Source organism: Candidatus Liberibacter sp. (assembly GCF_014048425.1).
GTDB lineage: Bacteria > Pseudomonadota > Alphaproteobacteria > Rhizobiales > Rhizobiaceae > Liberibacter.
The window spans coordinates 1-3,144 of the sequence record NZ_JACETX010000004.1; the positions used below are offsets into that span (position 1 = coordinate 1).

Here is a 3,144-nt window from a genome sequence, read left to right on the forward strand (position 1 = left end):
GCAATAGCCCTTCTATTGCCTCAGGAAGAAAGACGATAGGTATATAATTTTATTCCGAGCATATTATCCCCAAAAAGCAGCGATGCGATATCTCTCGTATAAAGATATAAAATAAAATGAGACGAATACCATTATCCTCAATCACTCTTGCTATCCACAGGATCGCAATCATATCGAATGAGGGCAACGCCCTCTCACGTTAATGAAAATAAGTTGGGATATTCCGAGGCTATAAAGTTTAAAAAACGGATATAATAGATTGTTTTAAGTAATTATTATAATTAAAGTGTCTTCGTATGACTTCTATATTCAGGTGGGGTGACCTTTCGATCAATGCTAGAATGGAAACTTTATAAAATCATTTAACCTGTTTGTTTCTCAATATAAATATGGTTCATTTTTGTTTTTATTCTCCTTATTAGCATATAAGTTAATGAAAATAAGTTGGATATTTAGAGACTATAAATTTTAAATAGCAGATATAATGGATTTTTTTAAGTAATTATTATAATTATAGTATATTAGTATGACTTCTGTATTCAGGCGAGGTGACCTTTCGATTCTAAGATCAAGGTATTCTATTTGAGAGTTATAGAAGAGATGCTGGGAATACGGTTTTATGTCTTGCCTAAGCTCTTTATTGGTTTGGGTTTTTAGAAAGGTTTTCCTTCAAGAGTGTTTTGTATTTTCGGGAGTGAGATTAGCATACAATGTTCGCACTTATATCAAGATTTGGTTTTTCTCAAAAAAATATTTTTAGGTTTATATGCCTCTTTGGAGCCATATACCCTCTAATTCTTGTTTTTTGTTTTAGTGCGCAGGAATCGCAAAAATATATAGATAACTTGGGGATTCATGTTCTCTTATATGTGCTTCTAGCATGGGGCATGAGTGTTACAGTAGGTTTTGCGGGATTGGTCAATCTGAGTTATGTTATGGCGTATGCTATCGGTGCATACTCTTATGCTATCTTGGGAATGCGATATGATCTTTCGATATTCTTTTCATTACCTATATCTGTGATAATTGCGGGGATTTTTGGAATAGTATCTGGTTTGCCTTCCCTTAAGTTTCGAGGGGATTATTTAGCGCTTATCACACTAGGCATAGCTTCTATTGCCAAATATGTTTTGATTCAATGGGAATCATTAACACATGGAACCTACGGGATTCATGTCGTTAATAGATTAACATTTTTTGGAATAAAATTTGATAATAGTCGTGGTGGCTTTGCAAGTATATTCCACCTTCCGTCTTCGCCTATTTATTTTAAGATTTTCTTATATTACATATTATTTGCTCTATGTTTTTTATCTGCATGGATTATTAAACGGTTGCGCCATATGTCCATTGGGAATTTTTGGAAATATATGCGCGATAATCAGTCGTCTTTTAATTCTTTCAAAAAAAATGTCATTTTTTATAAGTTGTCCGCATTTGCTATAAGTGCAATGTTCGGAGGATTATGTGGTGCCTTATTGGTTGCGTGGCGGGAATTTGTTTCCCCATATTTTTTCGAAATTTCCGAAGGAATCATTATTTTATCTATCGTTATTCTTGGCGGGATGACATCTCTTTCTGGTATTGTCGGAGCTGTTATCGTAGTGATTGGTGGTGCGGAAATATTATGTGATTTAAATTTATTGGATTTAGTCTTTAATTCCCACTATGTGTCTAGCAATGTAGATCATTCTATATCTTTGATAATAGGTGTTTTTTTAGTGATTCTTTTAAGTCCAGGCGTCCTAACTAGTTTGCGTCAGCCATCTCCTTTCCTCAATTTATACAAAACTAGCGGATCCAGAACTCAATCAAAGAAGTATAAGTGATGAAGTGATATAGCTATGTTTGTTCTTTGCAGGACCAATCAATTTTCAGAGAATATTAAAGATATGTTTTGGAGATGATGGTTTTTTCTTGTTGATTTTGCAGGTATTTATTGATTTCAAATGAGAGTAGGAATATCTCATGTTTTTCTATACAAGAAAATATTTGGGGATTTGTTAGATAAGATGATCGGTTTTAAATCGATCATTCGCAAGAGCATTGCAAACAACAAGTTTGCATGGTCTTCGAATGGACATTAATGATTCCTGACATATTCTTTTATAGGAAAATTGCTTGCTGTCTGGTTTTTTCTGCGATATCAGAGGGGAGTATATCTATTTTTGTTCGACAGGTTGATCTATGAAGTTATGCGCTTTAAAGAATAGAGATTCTTTGTTTTTTGAGCTTTATGTTGTTCGCGGTATGTGTGATCTGCTATGGATCTTTCCAGATTTATATTGGATATAAGTTTAAAAGATGAACTTTCTCTCATGTTAGGTTTTGAGTAGATTTTCTATTGGAAAATATTTTGATGATTTTTGCAAAAAAATCGTTTTTCCTGTGTAATGTGGTTTTGGGTTGGGATTTTAAAGATGCAAGTTATTGAGACTATCGTAGAAGGTTTAAAAAGAGAGTTAGAGGTAGTTGTATCATCTGCTCAATTGATGGGGAGAATTAATGAGCGTTTAGAGGATATAAAGAACAAAGCTCGTATTAAAGGTTTTCGTCTAGGTAAGGTGCCAATGTCTCATATTAAAGCGATGTATGGGAAATCTATTCTATCTGAGATTGTTGATGAGATTATTAAAGAGACGACATCGGATATTTTGAGTAAACGAGATGAGAGAACTTCTCTTCAGCCACAAATCAAACTTAATGAAGAGAAAGAAGAGATAACAAGGCTATTAGAGGGATCTACGGATCTGAAATTTACTATATCGTATGAGGTTTTTCCAGTTGTTGAGATCAAATCTTTTGATGACTTGCAGATAGTTCGAGAAGTTTGTGAGATTGATGAACAAGAAACGGATAAACAGATGCTCAAGATTGCGGAGAAGAATCTTGCATTCGAGGTAAAAGAAGGAATATCTGAGGTTGGTGATAGAATTACAGTAGACTACGATCTTAGTGTAGATGGCGAAATTCTGAAAGATCAGTGTGGGAAAAATGTTCAATTTATTTTAGGAACAGAGGATATTTTCCCAGGAGTCAAGGATAATCTTTTAGGGATAAAAGCAGGTGACAATAAAACAGTAGAAGTGCTTTTTCCGGAAGATCATTCCATTAAAGATCTTGCTGGTAAGACAGTCGTTTTTT

Annotated in this window: 2 protein-coding genes; both read left to right on the forward strand. The window is 34.0% G+C overall.

Annotation, left to right across the window (positions count from 1 at the left end; genetic code table 11):
• Positions 1-710: 710 nt before the first annotated feature.
• Positions 711-1,829 (forward strand): branched-chain amino acid ABC transporter permease, encoded by a 1,119-nt coding sequence (locus tag H0G72_RS00975; RefSeq protein ID WP_182016723.1) that lies wholly within the window; start codon positions 711-713, stop codon positions 1,827-1,829.
• A 591-nt stretch (positions 1,830-2,420) separates the two neighbouring features.
• The coding region (gene tig, locus H0G72_RS00980) for a trigger factor (RefSeq protein WP_182016725.1) at positions 2,421-3,144 on the forward strand (724 nt) is incomplete at its 3' end.

Coding starts and splice junctions, on each gene's coding strand:
- H0G72_RS00975 (WP_182016723.1), top strand. CDS start 711: ATGTTCGCACTTATATCAAGATTTGGTTTTTCTCAAAAAAATATTTTT.